General features: G+C 70.4%; 17 protein-coding genes and 1 pseudogene. 6 read left to right on the top strand and 12 right to left on the bottom strand.

The window, feature by feature from the left end; genetic code table 11:
- Positions 1-622, bottom strand: a pseudogene (locus tag ABFX50_RS37600) (hypothetical protein); the annotation flags it as partial.
- A 38-nt stretch (positions 623-660) separates the two neighbouring features.
- Positions 661-1155 (bottom strand): hypothetical protein, encoded by a 495-nt coding sequence (locus ABFX50_RS37595; RefSeq protein WP_346153345.1) that lies wholly within the window; start codon positions 1153-1155, stop codon positions 661-663.
- A 218-nt stretch (positions 1156-1373) separates the two neighbouring features.
- On the opposite strand from ABFX50_RS37595, the gene ABFX50_RS37590 reads away from it, so the two are divergent.
- Together ABFX50_RS37590 and ABFX50_RS37585 are read left to right on the top strand one after the other, a co-directional pair.
- The gene (locus ABFX50_RS37590; protein WP_346153343.1) at positions 1374-2204 is read left to right on the top strand and encodes an AAA family ATPase; all 831 of its coding nucleotides are present in this window, start codon (positions 1374-1376) and stop codon (positions 2202-2204) included.
- Complete coding sequence (locus tag ABFX50_RS37585; protein ID WP_346153341.1) at positions 2201-3526, top strand: vWA domain-containing protein; 1326 nt, start codon at positions 2201-2203, stop codon at positions 3524-3526. The genes ABFX50_RS37590 and ABFX50_RS37585 overlap by 4 nt, the downstream gene beginning before the upstream one ends.
- Here the strand turns inward: ABFX50_RS37585 and ABFX50_RS37580 are convergent.
- Positions 3507-4280 (bottom strand): nuclease-related domain-containing protein, encoded by a 774-nt coding sequence (locus tag ABFX50_RS37580; protein ID WP_346153339.1) that lies wholly within the window; start codon positions 4278-4280, stop codon positions 3507-3509. The two genes, ABFX50_RS37585 and ABFX50_RS37580, sit on opposite strands and share 20 nt — an antisense overlap.
- Positions 4281-4426: 146 nt before the next feature.
- Here ABFX50_RS37580 and ABFX50_RS37575 point away from each other — a divergent pair, with 146 nt between their 5' ends.
- Entirely contained in the window at positions 4427-5014 is a 588-nt protein-coding gene (locus ABFX50_RS37575) for a TetR/AcrR family transcriptional regulator (protein ID WP_183656720.1), read from the top strand.
- Here ABFX50_RS37575 and ABFX50_RS37570 read toward each other — a convergent pair.
- Positions 4986-5780 carry an SDR family NAD(P)-dependent oxidoreductase gene (locus ABFX50_RS37570; protein WP_346153336.1) on the bottom strand — a complete coding sequence of 265 codons (795 nt, stop codon included), beginning with the start codon at positions 5778-5780 and terminating at the stop codon, positions 4986-4988. The genes ABFX50_RS37575 and ABFX50_RS37570 overlap by 29 nt on opposite strands.
- Positions 5781-5851: 71 nt before the next feature.
- Here ABFX50_RS37570 and ABFX50_RS37565 point away from each other — a divergent pair, with 71 nt between their 5' ends.
- Complete coding sequence (locus tag ABFX50_RS37565; protein WP_346153334.1) at positions 5852-6415, top strand: TetR/AcrR family transcriptional regulator; 564 nt, start codon at positions 5852-5854, stop codon at positions 6413-6415.
- Positions 6416-6425: 10 nt separating this feature from the next.
- Here the strand turns inward: ABFX50_RS37565 and efeB are convergent, their stop codons facing one another.
- From efeB to ABFX50_RS37535, 6 genes are all read right to left on the bottom strand, one after another.
- Entirely contained in the window at positions 6426-7682 is a 1257-nt protein-coding gene (gene efeB / locus ABFX50_RS37560) for an iron uptake transporter deferrochelatase/peroxidase subunit (RefSeq protein WP_346153332.1), read from the bottom strand.
- A 7-nt stretch (positions 7683-7689) separates the two neighbouring features.
- Positions 7690-8832 (bottom strand): iron uptake system protein EfeO, encoded by a 1143-nt coding sequence (efeO, locus tag ABFX50_RS37555; RefSeq protein ID WP_346153330.1) that lies wholly within the window; start codon positions 8830-8832, stop codon positions 7690-7692.
- Positions 8833-8847: 15 nt separating this feature from the next.
- The gene (efeU, locus tag ABFX50_RS37550; protein WP_346153329.1) at positions 8848-9672 is read right to left on the bottom strand and encodes an iron uptake transporter permease EfeU; all 825 of its coding nucleotides are present in this window, start codon (positions 9670-9672) and stop codon (positions 8848-8850) included.
- 136 nt (positions 9673-9808) lie between these two features.
- A complete protein-coding gene (locus ABFX50_RS37545; RefSeq protein ID WP_346153328.1) occupies positions 9809-10855 on the bottom strand; it encodes an acyl-CoA dehydrogenase family protein in 1047 nt (348 codons plus the stop codon).
- A complete protein-coding gene (locus tag ABFX50_RS37540) occupies positions 10852-11991 on the bottom strand; it encodes an acyl-CoA dehydrogenase family protein (protein ID WP_346153327.1) in 1140 nt (379 codons plus the stop codon). Before ABFX50_RS37540 ends, ABFX50_RS37545 begins: the two co-directional genes overlap by 4 nt.
- The gene (locus ABFX50_RS37535) at positions 11982-13184 is read right to left on the bottom strand and encodes an acyl-CoA dehydrogenase family protein (RefSeq protein WP_183656700.1); all 1203 of its coding nucleotides are present in this window, start codon (positions 13182-13184) and stop codon (positions 11982-11984) included. The genes ABFX50_RS37540 and ABFX50_RS37535 overlap by 10 nt, the downstream gene beginning before the upstream one ends.
- A gap of 106 nt (positions 13185-13290) precedes the next feature.
- On the opposite strand from ABFX50_RS37535, the gene ABFX50_RS37530 reads away from it, so the two are divergent.
- Entirely contained in the window at positions 13291-13881 is a 591-nt protein-coding gene (locus tag ABFX50_RS37530; RefSeq protein WP_346153326.1) for a GNAT family N-acetyltransferase, read from the top strand.
- A gap of 10 nt (positions 13882-13891) precedes the next feature.
- Here ABFX50_RS37530 and ABFX50_RS37525 read toward each other — a convergent pair whose 3' ends face one another.
- On the bottom strand, positions 13892-14674 hold the full coding sequence (locus ABFX50_RS37525) for a TetR/AcrR family transcriptional regulator (protein WP_346153324.1): 783 nt from the start codon (positions 14672-14674) through the stop codon (positions 13892-13894).
- Between the two features lie 80 nt (positions 14675-14754).
- Here ABFX50_RS37525 and ABFX50_RS37520 point away from each other — a divergent pair, with 80 nt between their 5' ends.
- Positions 14755-15927, top strand: coding sequence for an FAD-dependent oxidoreductase (locus tag ABFX50_RS37520; RefSeq protein ID WP_346153322.1), 1173 nt, complete (start codon positions 14755-14757; stop codon positions 15925-15927).
- Here the strand turns inward: ABFX50_RS37520 and ABFX50_RS37515 are convergent.
- Positions 15830-16714, bottom strand: coding sequence for a DMT family transporter (locus ABFX50_RS37515; protein WP_346153320.1), 885 nt, complete (start codon positions 16712-16714; stop codon positions 15830-15832). The genes ABFX50_RS37520 and ABFX50_RS37515 overlap by 98 nt on opposite strands.
- Positions 16715-16755 lie beyond the last annotated feature (41 nt).

Genomic DNA, 16755 nt, shown 5'->3' with positions numbered 1-16755 from the left:
ACTTCAGCGGCTTGACATCCGTCCGCACAGGCTTCGTGCCCACCTGCACGGGCTTCAGCTGCCTGACACCCGTCCCCACAGGCCGCGACAACTCCGTATCCACCTGCACAGGCTGCGCCGGCTTCGTCTCCGCCCGCACGGACTTCAGCGGCTTGACATCCGTCCGCACAGGCTTCGTGCCCACCTGCACGGGCTTCAGCTGCCTGACACCCGTCCCCACAGGCCGCGACAACTCCGTGTCCACCTGCACAGGCTGCGCCGGCTTCGCCTCCGTCCGCACGGGCTTCAGCGGCTTGACGTCCGTCCGCACGGGATTCGGCCGTAGCTTGGTGTCCGCCTGCGCGGGCTTCCGCTGCTTGGCGTCGGCCCATGTGGGTTGGGGCGGCCTCCTGTCCACCGGCGCGAGTTTCGGCGGCCTCCTGTCCACCGGTACGAATTTCGGCGGCTTCCTGTCCACCGGTACGAATTTCGGCGGCTTCCTGTCCACCGGTACGAATTTCGGCGGCTTGGTGTCCGGCTGTCCAGGCTTCGGCTTGGTGTCCGCCGGTGCGGGCCTCGGCGGCTTGGTGTCGGCCTGTGCGGGCGCCGACGCCATGGCGAGAGCGGTGAGGAAGGCCGCCACGCGCAGAGCGTGGCGGCCAATGAAGCGTCCCGTCATGGCTAGCGGGCGAACACCGACGCCATTCCGCCGCCGCCCGTGCCCCCGCCGCCGCCGCCGCCGCCGCCCCCGCCGCATGCCCAGCCGCCGCAGCCGGGGCCCTCGCCGGGGGCCCAGCCCACGCCGTGGCCCCCGCCGCAGTGGTGGCCGCCCCAGTGGGGGACCCTGCCACCGCACCCGTGGTGGCCGCCGCCACCGCACCCATGGCCCCCGCCACGGCACCCGTGGCCCTTGAAGCCCTTGTGGTGGCCGAAGCCCTTGAAGCCCTTGTGGTGGCCGAAGCCCTTGCGGTCGTGGCCGAAGCCCTTGCGGTCGTGGTCGAAGCCTCGGTGCTGGCCCCAGCCGCGGTCTGCGCCGCGACCGCCCCAGTCGCCGTCGTCGTCTCCCGTGAAGACGACGGCCGTGGTCTGGGCCTGTGCCGAAGCGGCGGTCGCCGTTGCGGTGACGCCGAAGCCGGAGGCCAGGATGAGGCCGGCGGCGAGAACTGCGATACGCATCGCGTTTCCTCCTTCAATGACTGAGAAGTCATGCGATGAAATCCCCCTATGTCTCATCCGCCGAACCGGGCAAATCAGCTTCTTGCCCCGCCCATTACCGCAATAAGGCAGAGCGCTCCTTATTGCGGTTTTTCACCGCCATCCACGAATCCCCCTAATTCTGGATTTATTGCCACTAGTGCTAGAATAAAGTTCGGTCCCCGCAGACAGGAGCATCGATGTTCAACTCGCCCGCCGACGTGAGCGAGCGCCTCGCCGCCGTTGACTACCTCTCCGACGACTCCATCGCCACCTCGGTGTTCCTGGCCGCCGCGCTGGGCAAGCCGCTGCTCACCGAGGGCCCCGCGGGGGTGGGCAAGACCCAGCTCGCCAAGGCGGTCGCGCTGGCGACGGGCGCGAACCTCATCAGGCTCCAGTGCTACGAGGGCCTCGACGAGGCAAGGGCGCTGTACGAGTGGAACTACAAGAAGCAGCTCCTGCGCATCCAGGCGACCAGCTCGGACGACGACATCTTCTCCGAGGAGTTCCTGCTGGAACGCCCGCTCCTGAAGGCGATCAGGAGCGCTGAGCCGACCGTGCTGCTGATCGACGAGACCGACAAGGCCGACGTCGAGGTCGAGGGGCTGCTGCTCGAGCTGCTGTCCGACTTCCAGATCACGATCCCTGAGCTCGGCACGATCGAGGCGACGCTCAGGCCGTTCGTCGTGCTGACCTCCAACGCCACGCGCGAGCTGTCGGAGGCTCTGAAGAGACGCTGCCTCTACCTGCACATCGAGTACCCGACACAGGAGCGCGAGCGCGACATCGTGCTGGCCCAGGTGCCGACGCTGACGAGCGACCTGGCCGAGCAACTCGCCAGGACGGTGGCCACGCTGCGGGCCCTCGAGCTGAAGAAGGCGCCCTCCGTCGCCGAGACCATCGACTGGGCGCGCACGCTGCTGGCCCTGGGCCGGGAGGAGCTCGACGAGAGCACGGTCGCGGGCACGCTCGGCGTGGTGCTCAAGCACGCCTCCGACCAGGCCAGGGCGCGCAAGGAGCTGGGCCTGTGAGCCTGGTCGACAGGCACGTCGGCTTCGTGCACGCCCTGCGCGAGGCGGGGCTGCCCGTCTCGCTGGCCGAGGGGCTTGACGCGGCCAGGGCGCTGCGGGTGATCGATCTGACCGAGCGTGAGTCGCTGCGCGCCGCCTACGCGGCGACGCTGGTCAAGAAGCCCGCCTACCGCCCTGGCTTCGACATGCTGTTCGACCTGTGGTTCCCCTCCTCGACCACGGGCCTGTACAGCAGGCCGGACGACGACGCGCCCCCGCCCGACCTCCGCGAGCACCTGGCCAGGCTCCTGACCGGCTCGACCGACCCCGAGATGAGGGAGTTCGCCAGGGCGATGGTCGAGCGCTTCGGCAGACAGCCGGCCGCCGAGGGCCGCCAGAACTGGTTCTCCTACAGCGTCATGCGCGCCCTGTCACCCGAGACGCTCATGGCTCGCATCCTGCAGGGCGTGCCGCGAGGCGGGCTGGAGGAGAAGACCACCCGCCAGCGCGTCAACGCCAACATCAAGCGCTTCGAGGAAGCCGTCGCCACTGACGTGCGCCGCAGGATCGCCGAGGACTCCGGCATCGAGCGCATCGCGCGCTCCGCCGTACGGCCGCCGCTGGACCAGCTGGACTTCCTGCGGATCACCAGGGCGGACCTCGCGAGGCTGCGCAGGGAGGTCCACCCGCTGGCGCGCAGGCTGGCGGCGCGGCTGGCCATCAGGCAGCGGCACGGCAGGCGGGGAAGGCTCGACTTCCGCAAGACCGTGCGGGTGTCTCTGTCGACCGGCGGGGTGCCGATGGACCCCAGGTTCAGGCCGCCCCGCCCGCACAAGCCCGAGTTGGTCATCCTCTGCGACACCAGCGACTCGGTCTCCTCCTTCGCCCACTTCACGCTGCTGCTGACCTACGCCCTCAGGGAGCAGTTCACGAAAGTCAGGGCATTCGGATTCGTGGACACCGTGGATGAGATCACCCGATTCTTCACACCGGGCGGTGACGTCAGCGAGGCGCTGGCCAAACTCGCGACAGAAGCCAATATGTCCCGCTTTGGCAGGACAAATTATGGGCGGGCATTCGAGGAGTTCGCCGAGAAAGACGTCATCGGCCCCAAAACGAGCCTGCTGATCCTGGGCGACGCGCGCTCCAACTACCAGCCGCCCGCGCTCGACACGCTCAAGCGGCTGGTCAAGGACGCCAGGCACGCCTACTGGCTCAACCCCGAGCCGAGGCAGCAGTGGGACAGCGGCGACTCGCTCGCCACGTCCTACGGCTCGATCGTGCCGATGCGGGAGTGCCGCAACATCGCCCAGCTGGCGGAGTTCATCGAGCGGCTCGCCTAGCCAGCTCCCGCGCCGCGGTGCGGGCGAGCAGCTCGATCTGCTCCTCGGTCAGCACCACCCGGTTCGACCGCCTGATCAGCTTGGCGGCCAGCGACGGCTTGAGCAGCGTGATGCCCTCGCCGTTCACCACGCCGCCGCGCGGCAGCCGCCCGCAGTGGACGGCCAGCAGCGGATGGATGGTCAGCGGGATGCCGGTCTCCTTGCCGAGCAGTTCGGCGAAGGCGCCCGCGGCGGCGACCAGCGGCTTGGCCACGTGCGAGCCGAACTTCTCGCCGAAGAACAGCCGCCCGCCGTACGCGGCGATGTCGGTGTCCGGCGCCCACGACTCGTTGTCGACGATCCAGACCCCGCCGGGACCGATGACCAGATGGTCGATCGAGGCCTGGCCTCGGATGGCCCTGCCCTGCAGGATGTGGTAGCCGTGCCTGCTGAGCCCGCGCCTGAGCTTGCGCTGGGTGATCACCTCGCCGTGGCGGCGGCCCCGCCAGACGGAGGTGGCGTTGAAGTTGTGCCAGACGATCGCCCAGTCGAGGGCGGCCACGAGAGCGGCGAACAGCAGGCCGAAGGCGGGAGGCCACGGCAGCTCGAAGCGGATGGCCAGCGCCACGCCCGCCACGAACCCGAAGCCTGCCTTGACTGCCCTGGAGCGCTGCCGGTTCTTCGCGTCCTCGCGCCAGAACTTCTCGTACCACCACTGCGGGGACGAGCCTGTGAACTTCTCGTCCTGCTGCACGTAGATTGAACCACCGGGCACGGCAAACTCCCCGAGTTCAGTAGGTTAAACATGGATCTGCCACGCCGAAGATCCCTCGCCGGTCAAAAGATACCCAAGGCAAGCCTAACTTAGGCGTGATGAGCCCCTACCGGACACTCAACCGACCAGTCGGTATGCTGTTGACCATGGCACAGGATGAACCGGTCAGACAGCGGCTGCTCGCCGAGGCGACGCGACTGTTCGCCGAGCGCGGCTTCGAGAGCACATCGGTGCAGGAGATCGTGGTCTCGGCCGGGGTCACCAAGGGGGCGATGTACCACTACTTCGACTCCAAGGACGACCTGCTGCACGAGATCTACGCCCGCGTTCTCAGGATGCAGATGGACCGGCTGACGCGGATCGCCGACGGGCCCGGCACCGTGTCCGAGCGGCTCTACGCGGCGGCGGCCGACGTCGTCGAGACGACGGCGGACAACCTCGACGACTCCAAGATCTTCTTCAGGTCCATGCACCTGCTCGCCCCCGAGACGCAGAAGACCGTGCGCGCCGAGCGCCGCCGCTACCACGAGCGCTTCCGCGACCTGGTGGCCGAAGGGCAGCGCGAAGGCGTCTTCCGCGCTGACGTGCCCGCCGACATCGTGGTCGACTACTTCTTCGGCTCGGTCCACCATCTGGGCTCCTGGTATCGCGTCGAGGGGCCGCTGACCGGCGGCCAGGTGGGCGCGCAGTTCGCCGACCTGCTGCTCACGTCGTTGCGGCCGCAGGCGTCCTGACCACTCCCCTGGTCGCCATCCTGCCGATCAGCGCGAGGAGCCTGCGCGGCCTGCGCGGCATCAGATGGGCCATCGCGAAGTTGCCCAGGCCGGGCACCACGTAGCCGCGGTCGCGTTCGAGCCCGCGCAGCGCCGCCGTGACCACCTGCTCGGGGGTGGCCATCCTGGCCCCGATGGCCGCTTCACGCGTTCCGATCACCTCGAAGAACGAGGTCTCGACGGGGCCGGGGGTCACGGCGAGCACTTTCACGCCCGTGCCGCGCAGTTCGCTCCACAGGGCCAGGCTGAAGTTGAGAACGAAGCTCTTGGACGCCGCGTAGGTGGCGAAGTAGGGCGCGATGTTGAAGCCCGCCGTCGAGCCCACGTTGACGACCGCGCCCTGGCCTCTGGCCAGCATCCCCGGCAGCAGCGCGTGGGTGAGGCCGACCAGCGAGACCACGTTGACCATCAGCTCGTCGTGCTCGCGGCCGGGGTCGATGTCCTGGAAGCGGCCCGCCGTGCCGAATCCGGCGTTGTTGACCAGCAGATCGATCGGACGGCCCGCCAGCCGCTCGGCGATCCGGCCGACGGCGTCGGGGGTCGACAGGTCCTGGCCGATCACGTCGACCTCCACGCTGTGGGCCGCGCGCAACCGCTCGGCCAGTTCGTCCATCTTGCCCACGGAACGGGCGACCAGCACGAGGTCATAGCCCTGGGCGGCCAGCTGCGTGGCGAACTCGGCGCCGATCCCCGACGAGGCGCCGGTCACCAGTGAAGTCTTGTTCATGAGATGGAATGTAGCATTTATTTCGCTAACTGCAACACTCTGTCTCAGATATGTGCGGTAACGTTCGCCGCATGACAGACAGGCGGTTGCGGGCGGACGCGGAGCGCAGCATCCGCTCGATCATGGAGGCCGCCGAGCGGCTGCTCGAAGCGAATCCGGCGGCGACGATGGAGCAGATCGCCGAGGCGGCGGGCGTCGCGAGGGCCACCGTCCACCGCCGGTTCGCCAGCAGGGAGGCGCTGATCGAGTCGATGGAGCTGGCGGCATGGCGCGAGCTCGACGCGGTCGTCGAGGCCGCCCGTCCGCGAACCGCTCCCCCGCTGATCGCCCTGCACCAGGCCACGGCCGCGATCCTGCGGATCAAGCCGGGTTGGCGCTTCACGCTGGCAGGCCCCGTCCCGCTGGGCGCCGAGGCGCGCGCGGTGCAGGAGGGCGTGATGGCCAAGTGCGACGAGGTCTTCACCAGGGCGCGCGAGGCGGGGCTGATCAGGCCCGACGCCGACGTGGCCTGGGTACGGCAGGCCTACCTCGCGCTCCTGGCCGAGTCGGCGCACTCCGCCCGTGAGGGCGCCGACCCCGACGCGCTGGCGGCGCGGCTGCTCGACACCCTCATGCACGGTGTCGCCCCCAGGTGAGGGAGCGGGGTCAGGCGAACAGCGCCCTGCCCCAGTAGTCGCCCCCGTCGCGCACCCCTGGCGGGATCGCGAACAGGCCGCTGGAGATGTGCTTGATGTACTCGTTGAGCACGTCGTTCTTCGCCAGCGCCCGCTGCACGGGGACGAACTGGCGGTGCGGGTCACGCTGGTAGGACATGAAGAACAGCCCCGCGTCCAGGCGGCCGAGCCCGTCGGAGCCGTCGACGTAGTTGTAGCCGCGACGCAGCAGCCTGGCGCCGCCGTTGCTGGAGGGGTGGGCCAGCCTCACGTGGGCGACCTCGCCGATCAGCGGCGCGCCGTCGGGGCCCTTCTTCGCGAAGTCGGGCTCGTCGAACTCCTTGGCCCGCCCGAGCGGCGCCCCCTCGCCCTTGTCGCGGCCGAAGATGGCCTCCTGCTCGGCCAGCGACGTGCGGTCCCAGGTCTCGATGTGCATGCGGATCTTCCTGGTGACCAGATAGGTGCCGCCCCTCATCCACGCGGGGCCGTCCTTCTCCGCCACCCACAGGTGGTCGCGGAGCATCGCGGTGTCCTCCAGCTTCAGGTTGGCGGTGCCGTCCTTGAAGCCCATGAGGTTGCGGGGCGTGGCCTGCGTCCTCGACGTCGAGGACGTACGGCCGAAGCCGAGCTGGGAGTAGCGCGCCGACACCCTGCCGAAGCCGATGCGCGCCAGGTTGCGGATCGCGTGCACGGCCACCTGCGGATCGTTCGCGCACGCCTGCACGCACAGGTCGCCGCCCGACAGCTCGGGCAGCAGCGCGTCGCCGGGGAAGCGGGGCAGCTCGCGCAGCGCCGCCGGCTTCCGCCCCGCCAGCCCGAACCTGCCGTCGAACAGGGAGGCGCCGAACCCGATCGTCAGCGTGAGTCCCGAGGCGGGCAGGCCGAGCGCCTCGCCCGTGTCGTCGGGCGGCGCCTCAGGCACGCCGCCGACCGCGCCGAACGTCCCCGCCTCCTGGCCCTGCGTCATCCGGGCGGCGGCGGCCGTCCACTCCTGGAGCAGCGCGTCGAGCTCGGACCGCTTGGTGGTGATCACGTCGAACGCGGCGAAGTGCAGGCGGTCCTGCGCGGGGGTGGCGATGCCCGCCTGGTGCTCGCCGTAGAAGGCGACCGAGTCCAGGGCCGAGACCGCGCTGACGGGCATCTGCGCGGGCTCGTCGAGCAGCATCCTGGCGCCCGCGACGGACGCCCCGGCCGCGGCGACGCCCGCCGCGCCCAATCCGAGCAGCTTCCTGCGGCTGACCCCGCTCATCACGACCTCATTTCGCCACGACGGCGGCGATCTTGCTGACCGGTTCGGCCAGGGCGTTGATCGCGTCCGACAGCTTCTTCAGTTCGGCCTTCGACAGCTCGTTGTGCAGCTTCCACCCGTCGCCCTTGCGGTGCTCCTCCAGCGCGGCCTCCGCGGCGGCGAACTGCGTGTCGAGCGTCTTCACCAGGTCGGGGGCGCGCTCCTCCAGCACGGGGCGCAGCGCCTGCACGGACGCCTTCGAGCCGGCCAGGTTGGCGGCGAAGTCCCACAGGTCGGTGTGCGAGTAGCGGTCCTCCTCGCCGGTGATCTTCCCGGTGGCGACCTCGTCGAGCAGCTCCTTGGCGCCGTTGCCGAGCTGCAGCGGTGAGAGCTTCTCGCTGTTGGCCTTCTCGACGATCAGCTTCACGTCGGCCATCAGCCTGTCGGCGATCGGGCCCGACTTGCTGACGTCCTTGTCCACCCAGAGGTCGCGCTCGAGGCGGTGGAAGCCGGTGAACTCCATGCCCTCCTCGATGACCTCCTCACGGCCGTCGATCTTGGGGTCGAGGTCGCCGAAGATCTCCGCGACAGGCTCGATCCGCTCCCAGTAGGTGCGCGCGACGGGGAAGAGCGCCTTGGCCTTCTCCTGCTCGCCGGCCTTCACCGCGTCGACGAACTCCTGCGTCTTGATCAGCAGGGCGTCGGTCTGGCTCTTGACGTAGCGCTGGTAGCTGGCGGTGGCGGCGGCCAGCTTGGCGTCGGCGCTGAGCGGCGTGGCCTCGCCCGTCACCTTCAGCGGCCCCCTGATGCCCTTGCCCACCATCCCCGGCTTGCAGGCCGTCTCGTACACGCCCGCGGGCAGCTCGACGATCAGCTCGCGGGTCAGGCCTGGAACGATGTTCTCCACCTCGGCCATGACCCTGTCGCCGGGGGCGTAGACGTAGAACTCGGTGACCTTGGTGCCGCCGTTGGTGACGGCGAACGTGGAGGTCCCCGCCGCGACCTCCGACGTGGCGACGGTGCAGGCGGTGTCGCTGGCCGCCACCTTGATGGGGCCGCCCGCCTGGGCGCTCCCCGCGGCGCCCGGCTGGGTGGAGGGAGCCTCCTGGGAGCAGCCCGCGAGAGCGCCGAGGGCGAGCAGGCCCGTGACGACGACAGATGGAGTGCGCATGTCGGGTGTCTCCTGTTACGAAACGGGTTCGGCGGCCTTGGGCGCGGCGGCCGGGCGGAGGAAGAGGAACAGCACCGGGATCACGTAGAGCGCCCAGGCCGCCATCTCGAGGACGCTGGGCGCGGGGGTGATGTTGAACATCCCGGCCAGCAGCGCGGAGTACCACGCGCCAGGGTCGAGCACGGCGGAGATGTCGAAGGCCAGCGTGTTCAGTCCCGGCAGGATTCCGGCCTCCTGCAGGTCGTGCACGCCGTACTTGAGGATGCCCCCGGCCACCAGGATCAGCAGCAGGCCCGTCCAGGTGAAGAACGTGGTGAGGTTGATCCTGATCGCGCTGGCGTAGATCCCCCAGCCGATGACGATCGAGGTGAGCACGCCGAGGCTGATGCCGATCAGCGGCAGCGCCGTGGCGGCGGCGCCCTGCGCGGAGGCGTAGAAGAGCAGCGAGGTCTCCAGGCCCTCTCTGACCACCGCCAGGAAGGCCATCACGGCGACGGCGACCCCGCCCACGTTGAGCGCCCGGCCGAGCTTGGCCCGGAGGTCGCCGGCGATGGTGCGGGCCGCACCCCGCATCCAGAAGATCATCCAGGTGACGAACACCGTGGCGGCGATGGACGTCAGCGCCTCGAACAGCTCCTGCTGCTCGAAGGTGAGGTTCGCGGCCGTGAACGACAGCAGGGCGCCGAACCCGACCGACAGCGCGACGGCGAGGCCGACGCCCGCCCATACGAGGGGGAGCTTGTCCCTGCGATCGCTCTTGACCAGGAACGCCACCAGGATGGAGACGACGAGGGTCGCCTCCAGGCCCTCCCGCAGTCCGATGAGAAAGCTGGCGAACACGTCAAATCCCCTAAGTGAGGCAAACCTAAATTAGGCCAGGTTTACCTTACCCAGGTCGGCGCTCCGCCACTCACCTCAGGGGGTCATATGTCGGACTTGCCTGGGCAACTCTCCGCCCAGGCAGGTCAGGTCCCGGTCAGGCGGGGCCAGGGAGGTCGGCCAGCGCGGCGAGGGCCTCCCTGTGCTCTCCGGGGGTTCCGAGAGCGATCTCGGCCGACTTGGCGCGCTTGAGGAACAGATGGAGCGGGTGCTCCCAGGTCATCCCAATCCCTCCGTGGAGCTGCACGGCCTCCTCGGCCACGTGGACCGCCACGCCCGCGTTCCACGCCTGCGCCACCGCCGCCGACATCGCCGCGCCGTCCGTCGCGCCGCGCGCCGCGGCGCGGGCGCGCACGACGTCGAGCCACAGGTCGGCGAGCCTGTGCTTGATCGCCTGGAAGGAGCCGACAGGCCTGGCGAACTGGTAGCGCTCCTTCACGTAGACGAGCGTCGTCTCCAGGCACCACTCGGCCACGCCGAGCTGCTCCGAGGCCAGCAGCCCTGCCCCGAACCGCAGGGTCTCGGCCACGTCGACCGCGCCCAGCGGCTCGGCGACGGAGCCGGCGAAGGTGACCGTGGCGATCGGCCTGGTGAGGTCGAGCGAGGGCGCGACCTCGACGGTGGCCTCCGCGGCGGGGACCGCGTGCAGCGTCCCCTTCACGGGGACGAGCAGCACGTCGGCCACGTCCGCCCCCGCCACCGCGCCCACGACGCCGGTCAGCCGGCCGTCCGTGGCGCTGACCTGCCCGCCGGCCTCCCTGTACGGCGAGGTGGAGAAGGGCACGACGAGGGCGACGGTGAGATCGCCCTCCGCCACGCCGCGCAGCAGCTCGCCCGCCCCCACCTGGAGCAGCGCGTGGGTGGCCAGCACTGAGCTGGCGAAGAACGGGACGGGCGTCACGGCCCTGCCCAGCTCCTCCAGCACGACCGCGGCCTCGCGCGCGGAGGCGCCCGCCCCGCCGTACTCCTCGGGGACCAGCAGCCCCGCCACCCCGATGTCGCGCGCCAGCGTCTTCCACAGGCCCAGGTCGTACGGCGCGCCCTCGACCCTGGCCAGCACGGCGGCAGGAGGGCAGCGGTCGGCGAGCAGGTCGCGCACGGCGGCCCGCAGCTCGTCCTCGACGTCGGTGTAGAGCAGCGTCATCGCGGCAGGTCCTTCCAGGGCACGTCCTTGTCGACGCGAGGTTCGGAGGGCAGGCCGAGCACCCGCTCGGCGATGATGTTCCGCAGGATCTCCGAGGTGCCGCCCTCGATGGAGTTGCCCTTGGCGCGCAGGTAGCGGTAGCCGGGGTCGCGGCCGAGGAAGTCGACCGACTCCGAACGGCGGAAGGCCCAGTCGTCGTAGCCCAGGTCGCGGTTGAACTCGACCTCGAACCCTGTCAGCTCCTGGTTGAGCTTGGCGAACGACAGCTTCATGCCCGAGCCCTCGGGTCCGGGCTGTCCGGCGGCGAGCTGCTCGCGCAGCCGTACCCCCGAAAGGCGGGTGACCTCGGCCTCCACCCACAGCGAGAGCAGGCGCTGGTGCAGGTCGTGGGTGCGCAGCTCGGGGTGCTCGCGCCAGGCGTCGGCGACCAGGCCGATCATGCCGCCGCCCCTGCGGACGGGCGCGCCGCCGATGGCCACGCGCTCGTTCATGAGCGTGGTCTGGGCGACCCGCCAGCCGTCGCCGACCTCGCCGAGCCGCAGGTCGTCCGACAGGCGCACGCCGGTGAGGAAGACCTCGTTGAACTCGGCCTCGCCGGTGATCTGGCGAAGCGGCCGCACGTCCACGCCGGGGGCGTGCATGTCACAGATGAAGTACGTCATGCCGCGGTGCTTGGGCACGTCGGGGTCGGTCCTGGCGACGAGGATGGCCCAGCGCGCGTGGTGGGCGCCCGACGTCCAGACCTTCTGCCCGTCGATGACCCACTCGTCACCGTCCCTGACGGCGCGCGTGGCGAGCGTGGCGAGGTCGGATCCGGCGCCGGGCTCGCTGAAGAGCTGGCACCAGATCTCCTCGCCCGTCCACAGCGGGCGCAGGAAGCGCTTCTTCTGCTCCTCTGTGCCGAAGGCGAGGATCGTGGGCGCCGCCATGCCCAGGCCGATCGCCTGCACGCCGGTGTCGAGCTGCGGGGTGTGCGCGAGCGCGCGCTCCACCTCCTGCTGCATCTCGCGCGGCGCGCCGAGGCCGCCGAGGCCCACGGGGAAGTGCACCCACGCCAGGCCCGCGTCGAACCTGGCGCGCAGGAACTCCAGCCGGTCGGCGGGCGCGTTCTCGAGGAATCTGTCGACTACATCCACTTCTTGAGCTCCCTGTGCGCGAGCGACCTCTTGTGCACCTCGTCGGGGCCGTCGGCGAAGCGCAGCGAGCGCACTCCCGCCCACAGCCCTGCCAGCGGGAAGTCCTGGCTGACGCCGCCCGCGCCATGGACCTGGATGGCCTTGTCGAGGATCCATTCGACGGTCTTGGGGGTGGCGATCTTGATGGCCTGGATCTCGGTGTGGGCGCCCTTGTTGCCGACGGTGTCCATCAGCCAGGCGGTCTTGAGCACCAGCAGCCTGAGCTGCTCGACGCGCACCCTCGACTCGGCGATCCAGTCCTGGACGACGCCCTGCTCGGCGATCGTCTTGCCGAACGCCGTGCGCGCGATGGCGCGCCTGCACATCAGCTCGATGGCGCGCTCCGCCATGCCGATCATGCGCATGCAGTGGTGGATGCGCCCAGGCCCGAGCCTGGCCTGGGCGATCGCGAAGCCGCCGCCCTCCTCGCCGATCAGGTTGTCGGCGGGCACCCGCACGTCCTCGAAGACCACCTCGGCGTGACCGCCGTGGTCGGCGTCGCTGTAGCCGAAGACGTGCATGCCGCGCTTGATGTGCAGACCGGGGGTGTCGCGCGGGACCAGCACCATGCTCTGCTGCCGGTGCTTGGGCGCGTCGGGGTTGGACTTGCCCATGACGATGAGGATCTTGCAGTTCGGGTTCATCGCTCCGGAGATGAACCACTTGCGCCCGTTGATGACGTACTCGGCGCCGTCCTTGATGATCTGGGTGGAGATGTTGGTGGCGTCCGAGGAGGCGACGTCGGGCTCGGTCATCGCGAACGCGGAACGGATCTCGCCGTCGAGCAGCGGGCGCAGCCACTCCTTGCGCTGCCACTCGCTGCCGAACCCGGCCAGCACCTCCATGTTGCCGGTGTCGGGCGCGGCGCAGTTCGTCGCCGTCGGAGCGATGCTCGGACTCCGCCCCATGATCTCGGCGAGCGGCGCGTACTGCAGGTTCGTCAGGCCCGCTCCGTGGTCACCGGGCAGGAAGAGATTCCACAGACCCCGCTTGCGGGCCTCCTCCTTGAGATCGGCCATCAGCGGGGGACTCCCCCAGCCGCTGGTCGCCGCCTGCTCCTCGAAGGCTTCCTCGGCCGGGTAGACGCATTCGTCCATGAAGCGCAGCAGTCGCTCGCGCAGGTCCTCGGTGACGCTGTCGAAGGCGAAGTCCATGAGCCGACCCTACCGACCGGCCGGTATGGCTGTCGACAAGTGGTCCCGCGAAATTTCGCGCCGGTGGCCATAAGAGCAGGTGGGAGCGGTCGATACGGTGTCCGGCATGACCGCGAAGCTGCCCTCTCCCGTCGTGCTCGAGAACGCCGTCGTACGGCTGGAGCCGCTCACCTATGACCACGTCCCCGACCTCTTCCTCGCGGGAGGAGGAGACGACGAGGTCTGGCGCTGGCTGTCCGTCGCCACACCGCGCACCGCCGAGCAGCTCGCTTCGGTGGCCGCCGAGGTGATCGAGAGCCCCAAGTACGCGGCGCACGCGGTCGTCCTGAAGGAGAGCGGCAGGGCGGTCGGCTGGACGACCTACCTCGACGTGCCCGGCTTCGACCAGAGCGTGGAGATCGGCTGGACCTGGTACGGCAGGGCGGTGTGGCGCACGGCGGTCAACACCTCGTGCAAGGTGCTGCTCATCGACCACGCCTTCGACGTGATCGGCTACAACCGCGTGCAGCTGAAGACGGACCACCTGAACACGAGGTCGCAGGCGGCGATCAGGCGCATCGGCGGGGTGCACGAGGGCACGCTGCGCAGGCACAGGCCGCGCCCCGACGGCACGTGGCGCGACACGGTCGTCTTCGGCATCCTCGACGACGAGTGGCCCGCCCACCGCGCCAGGCTCACCCAGGCCGCCTTCGCCTGAGCACGGCCCGTCACCTGAGCATGCCGGACAGGAACTCCGTCAACCCCGCGGTGAGGTCCTCGATCGAGGGGGTCACTCCGGCGCCCGCGATCGCGTCGAACATGATGCCCTCGCCGTAGGCCACCAGCTGCCTGCCGTGCCGTACGGGGTCCTGCGAGCCCGCCGCGGCCAGCAGCGCGACCGCGGGCTCGCGGAACCTGGCGCCCACCCTGTCGTAGATCTCACGCAGCTCGGGACGGCGCGTCGCCTCCAGCGCCAGCTCGTAGCGGGCGAGCGTGCGCCGCCTGTCACTCAACTGCACGACCAGCACCTCGGCCATCAGCCCCACGAGCTCGCCGAGCCCCATCGCCCTCACTCCACCGACCCCCTGAGCGGCCTCGGCGGGAGAGAAGCCGCCGCCGCCCCCCTCAGCCGCCCCGGCGGACGGACGCCCACCGGCTCCCTCAGCGGCCCCGGCGGGAGGGAGACCGCCGGCCCTCTCCGCGGCCTTCGCCGGCGGGGAGGCGTCGGCTGCCGGGGTGGCCCCTGCGCGCCGAGGCCCATCGGTCTCCACGGTGGCGCCGGAAGCGGGGAAGCCGCCCGCCTCGATGGCCGGGGCGAAGGCGTACTCCTCCAGCTCCGTCAGCCGCAGCAACGTCAACTCCAGAAGGGCCGCGCGCGTCCGGGCGAGGTTGGAGGTGGAGCCGGACGGCAGCCCCGCCAGCTCGTCCACCGCCCTGTGGGTCAGGCCGCGCATGCCGCGCTCGGCGAGCAGGGTGATGGCCGCCTCCGCGACGGTCTCCGAACGTTTCACGAGGCAAAGACTACACTTGTAGTCGAACTACGTCTGTAGTAGGGTCGCGAACTACAGACGTAGTGAGGAAGTGGGGCGGCATGTCCAGAGCTGTGGTGATCGGGGCGGGCATCGGCGGGCTGACGGCAGCCGTCGCGCTGGAGCGGCGCGGGTGGCAGGTGACCGTCCTGGAGCGCGCGGCGAGGCTCGAACCTGTGGGTTCGGGCCTGGCGATCGCCTCCAACGCACTGAAGGCGCTCGACACGATCGAGCTGGGTGACGAGGTCCGCCGGCTCTCCAGGCTCCAGGGCAGGGGCGGCGTCCGCACGTCGCGCGGCAGGTGGCTGATCCACACCACCGAGGAGAAGGCGGCGGGCCGCTACGGCGACTCCGGCGCCATCATGCTGCGTGCCACCCTCATGGACCTGCTGGCCGACCGGGTCGGAGACCTGCGTCTCGGCACCACGGTCACCGGCGTCGACGCCGAGAAGGGCGTGGTCAGCACGGTCACCGGCCAGGGCGTGGCCGGTGGCGAGTTCGAGGCCGAGCTGGTGATCGCGGGCGACGGCATCAACTCCGCCACGCGCAGGACACTCTTCCCCGGCCACCCCGACCCGGTCTACTCAGGCGTGACCGCGTGGCGGGTACTGGTCCCCGACCCGGGCGGCCTCGTCGTCGAGAGCACCGAGTCGTGGGGCAGGGGCCTGGTCGTCGGCGTCCACGCGCTGGCCGGCGACCTCGTCTACCTCTACGCCACCGACCTGGCGCCCGCCGGAGAGCCCCACGGAGACGAGCGGGCGGGGCTGCTGCGCAGGTTCGGCGACTGGCACCGGCCCATCCCCGCGCTCCTGGAGTCGGCCAGGCCGGAGAACATCATCCGCAACGACGTCTACTACCTCGGCACGCCGCTGCCGGCCATGCACAGGGGAAGGGTGGCGCTGCTCGGCGACGCCGCGCACCCCATGACGCCGAACCTGGGTCAGGGCGCGTGCCAGGCCATCGAGGACGCGATCGTCTTGGCCGCCAACGCGCGGAACCTGCCCGCCTACACCGAGGCGAGGCTGGCGCGTACCTCGAAGGTGGTGGCGCAGTCGACGAAGATCTGCAGGGCCACCACGATACGCAACCCGCTGGCCGTACGGCTGCGCGACATGGGCATGTCGCTGGCCGGCAGGCTCAGCTCCGATCTGATGCTGCGCTCGATGGATGAGGTACTGGGATGGACACCTCCGGAGTCGGCCTGGACTGGTCAGGGGCGAGACGCCCGAGTGTGATCGTGCCGCCGACCGTGAGCGCCGCCGCGAGCAGCGCGGGCACGGCCGTGGAGGGAGAGGTGGGCAGCGGCTCGCCCAGCAGGATCGCGCCGGCGAGCACCGAGGTGATCGGGTCGATGACCTGCACCCCCGCGTAGGCGATGCCGAAGTAGCCGACCGCGTAGGAGCGCTGCAGCAGCACCACCGCGCAGACCAGCAGGAGGGGGATGGCCAGCGTGAACCAGTGGACGAGCCTGGAGAGGTCCCCCTCCATGCCGCCGCCCACCACGCGGACGAACGTGGACACGCTCGCGGTCACCACCCCCGCGCCCACCGACAGCAGCAGCGCCTTGGCAGGCCCTCGCGACCTGCGCGCCGCCGCGTTCGCGACCAGCACGATCGCCCCGATGACCGCGAGGAATCCCAGGGCGGAGGCCGAGGACAGTTCCGGCCTCACGTTCGTGTGCGGCACCAGCAGCGTCAGCCAGAGCAGGCCGACCGCGACGGCGATGGATCCGAAGATCTCCGCCTTGTACGGCTTGCGGCCGTACAGGTAGGCGGCCAGCGGCACCGCGAACACCAGCGTGGCCACCGACACCGGCTGCACCACCACGAGAGGCGCGAAGCTGAGCGCCACCGCGTGGAGGCTGGCGCCGGTGAAGCCGATGACGCCGCCGATCCACCATCGGGGGCGCTTGACCAGCTTGAACGAGGCGCCCTCGGCGACCGCCTCGAACTGCTGCAGCGCGGCGCCGACCGCGTATCCCAGTGCCCCGGCGAGGGCGATGATCAGGCCTACCCACGTCATGGGCGCCCGCGCAGGGGCGTGGAACCTCTCAGGAGCATTGG

This window comes from Nonomuraea recticatena, from assembly GCF_039533245.1.
GTDB classification, from domain to species: domain Bacteria; phylum Actinomycetota; class Actinomycetes; order Streptosporangiales; family Streptosporangiaceae; genus Nonomuraea; species Nonomuraea roseola.
Note: the sequence above shows the minus strand (reverse complement) of the source record. Positions and strands in the feature narration are given on the sequence as shown.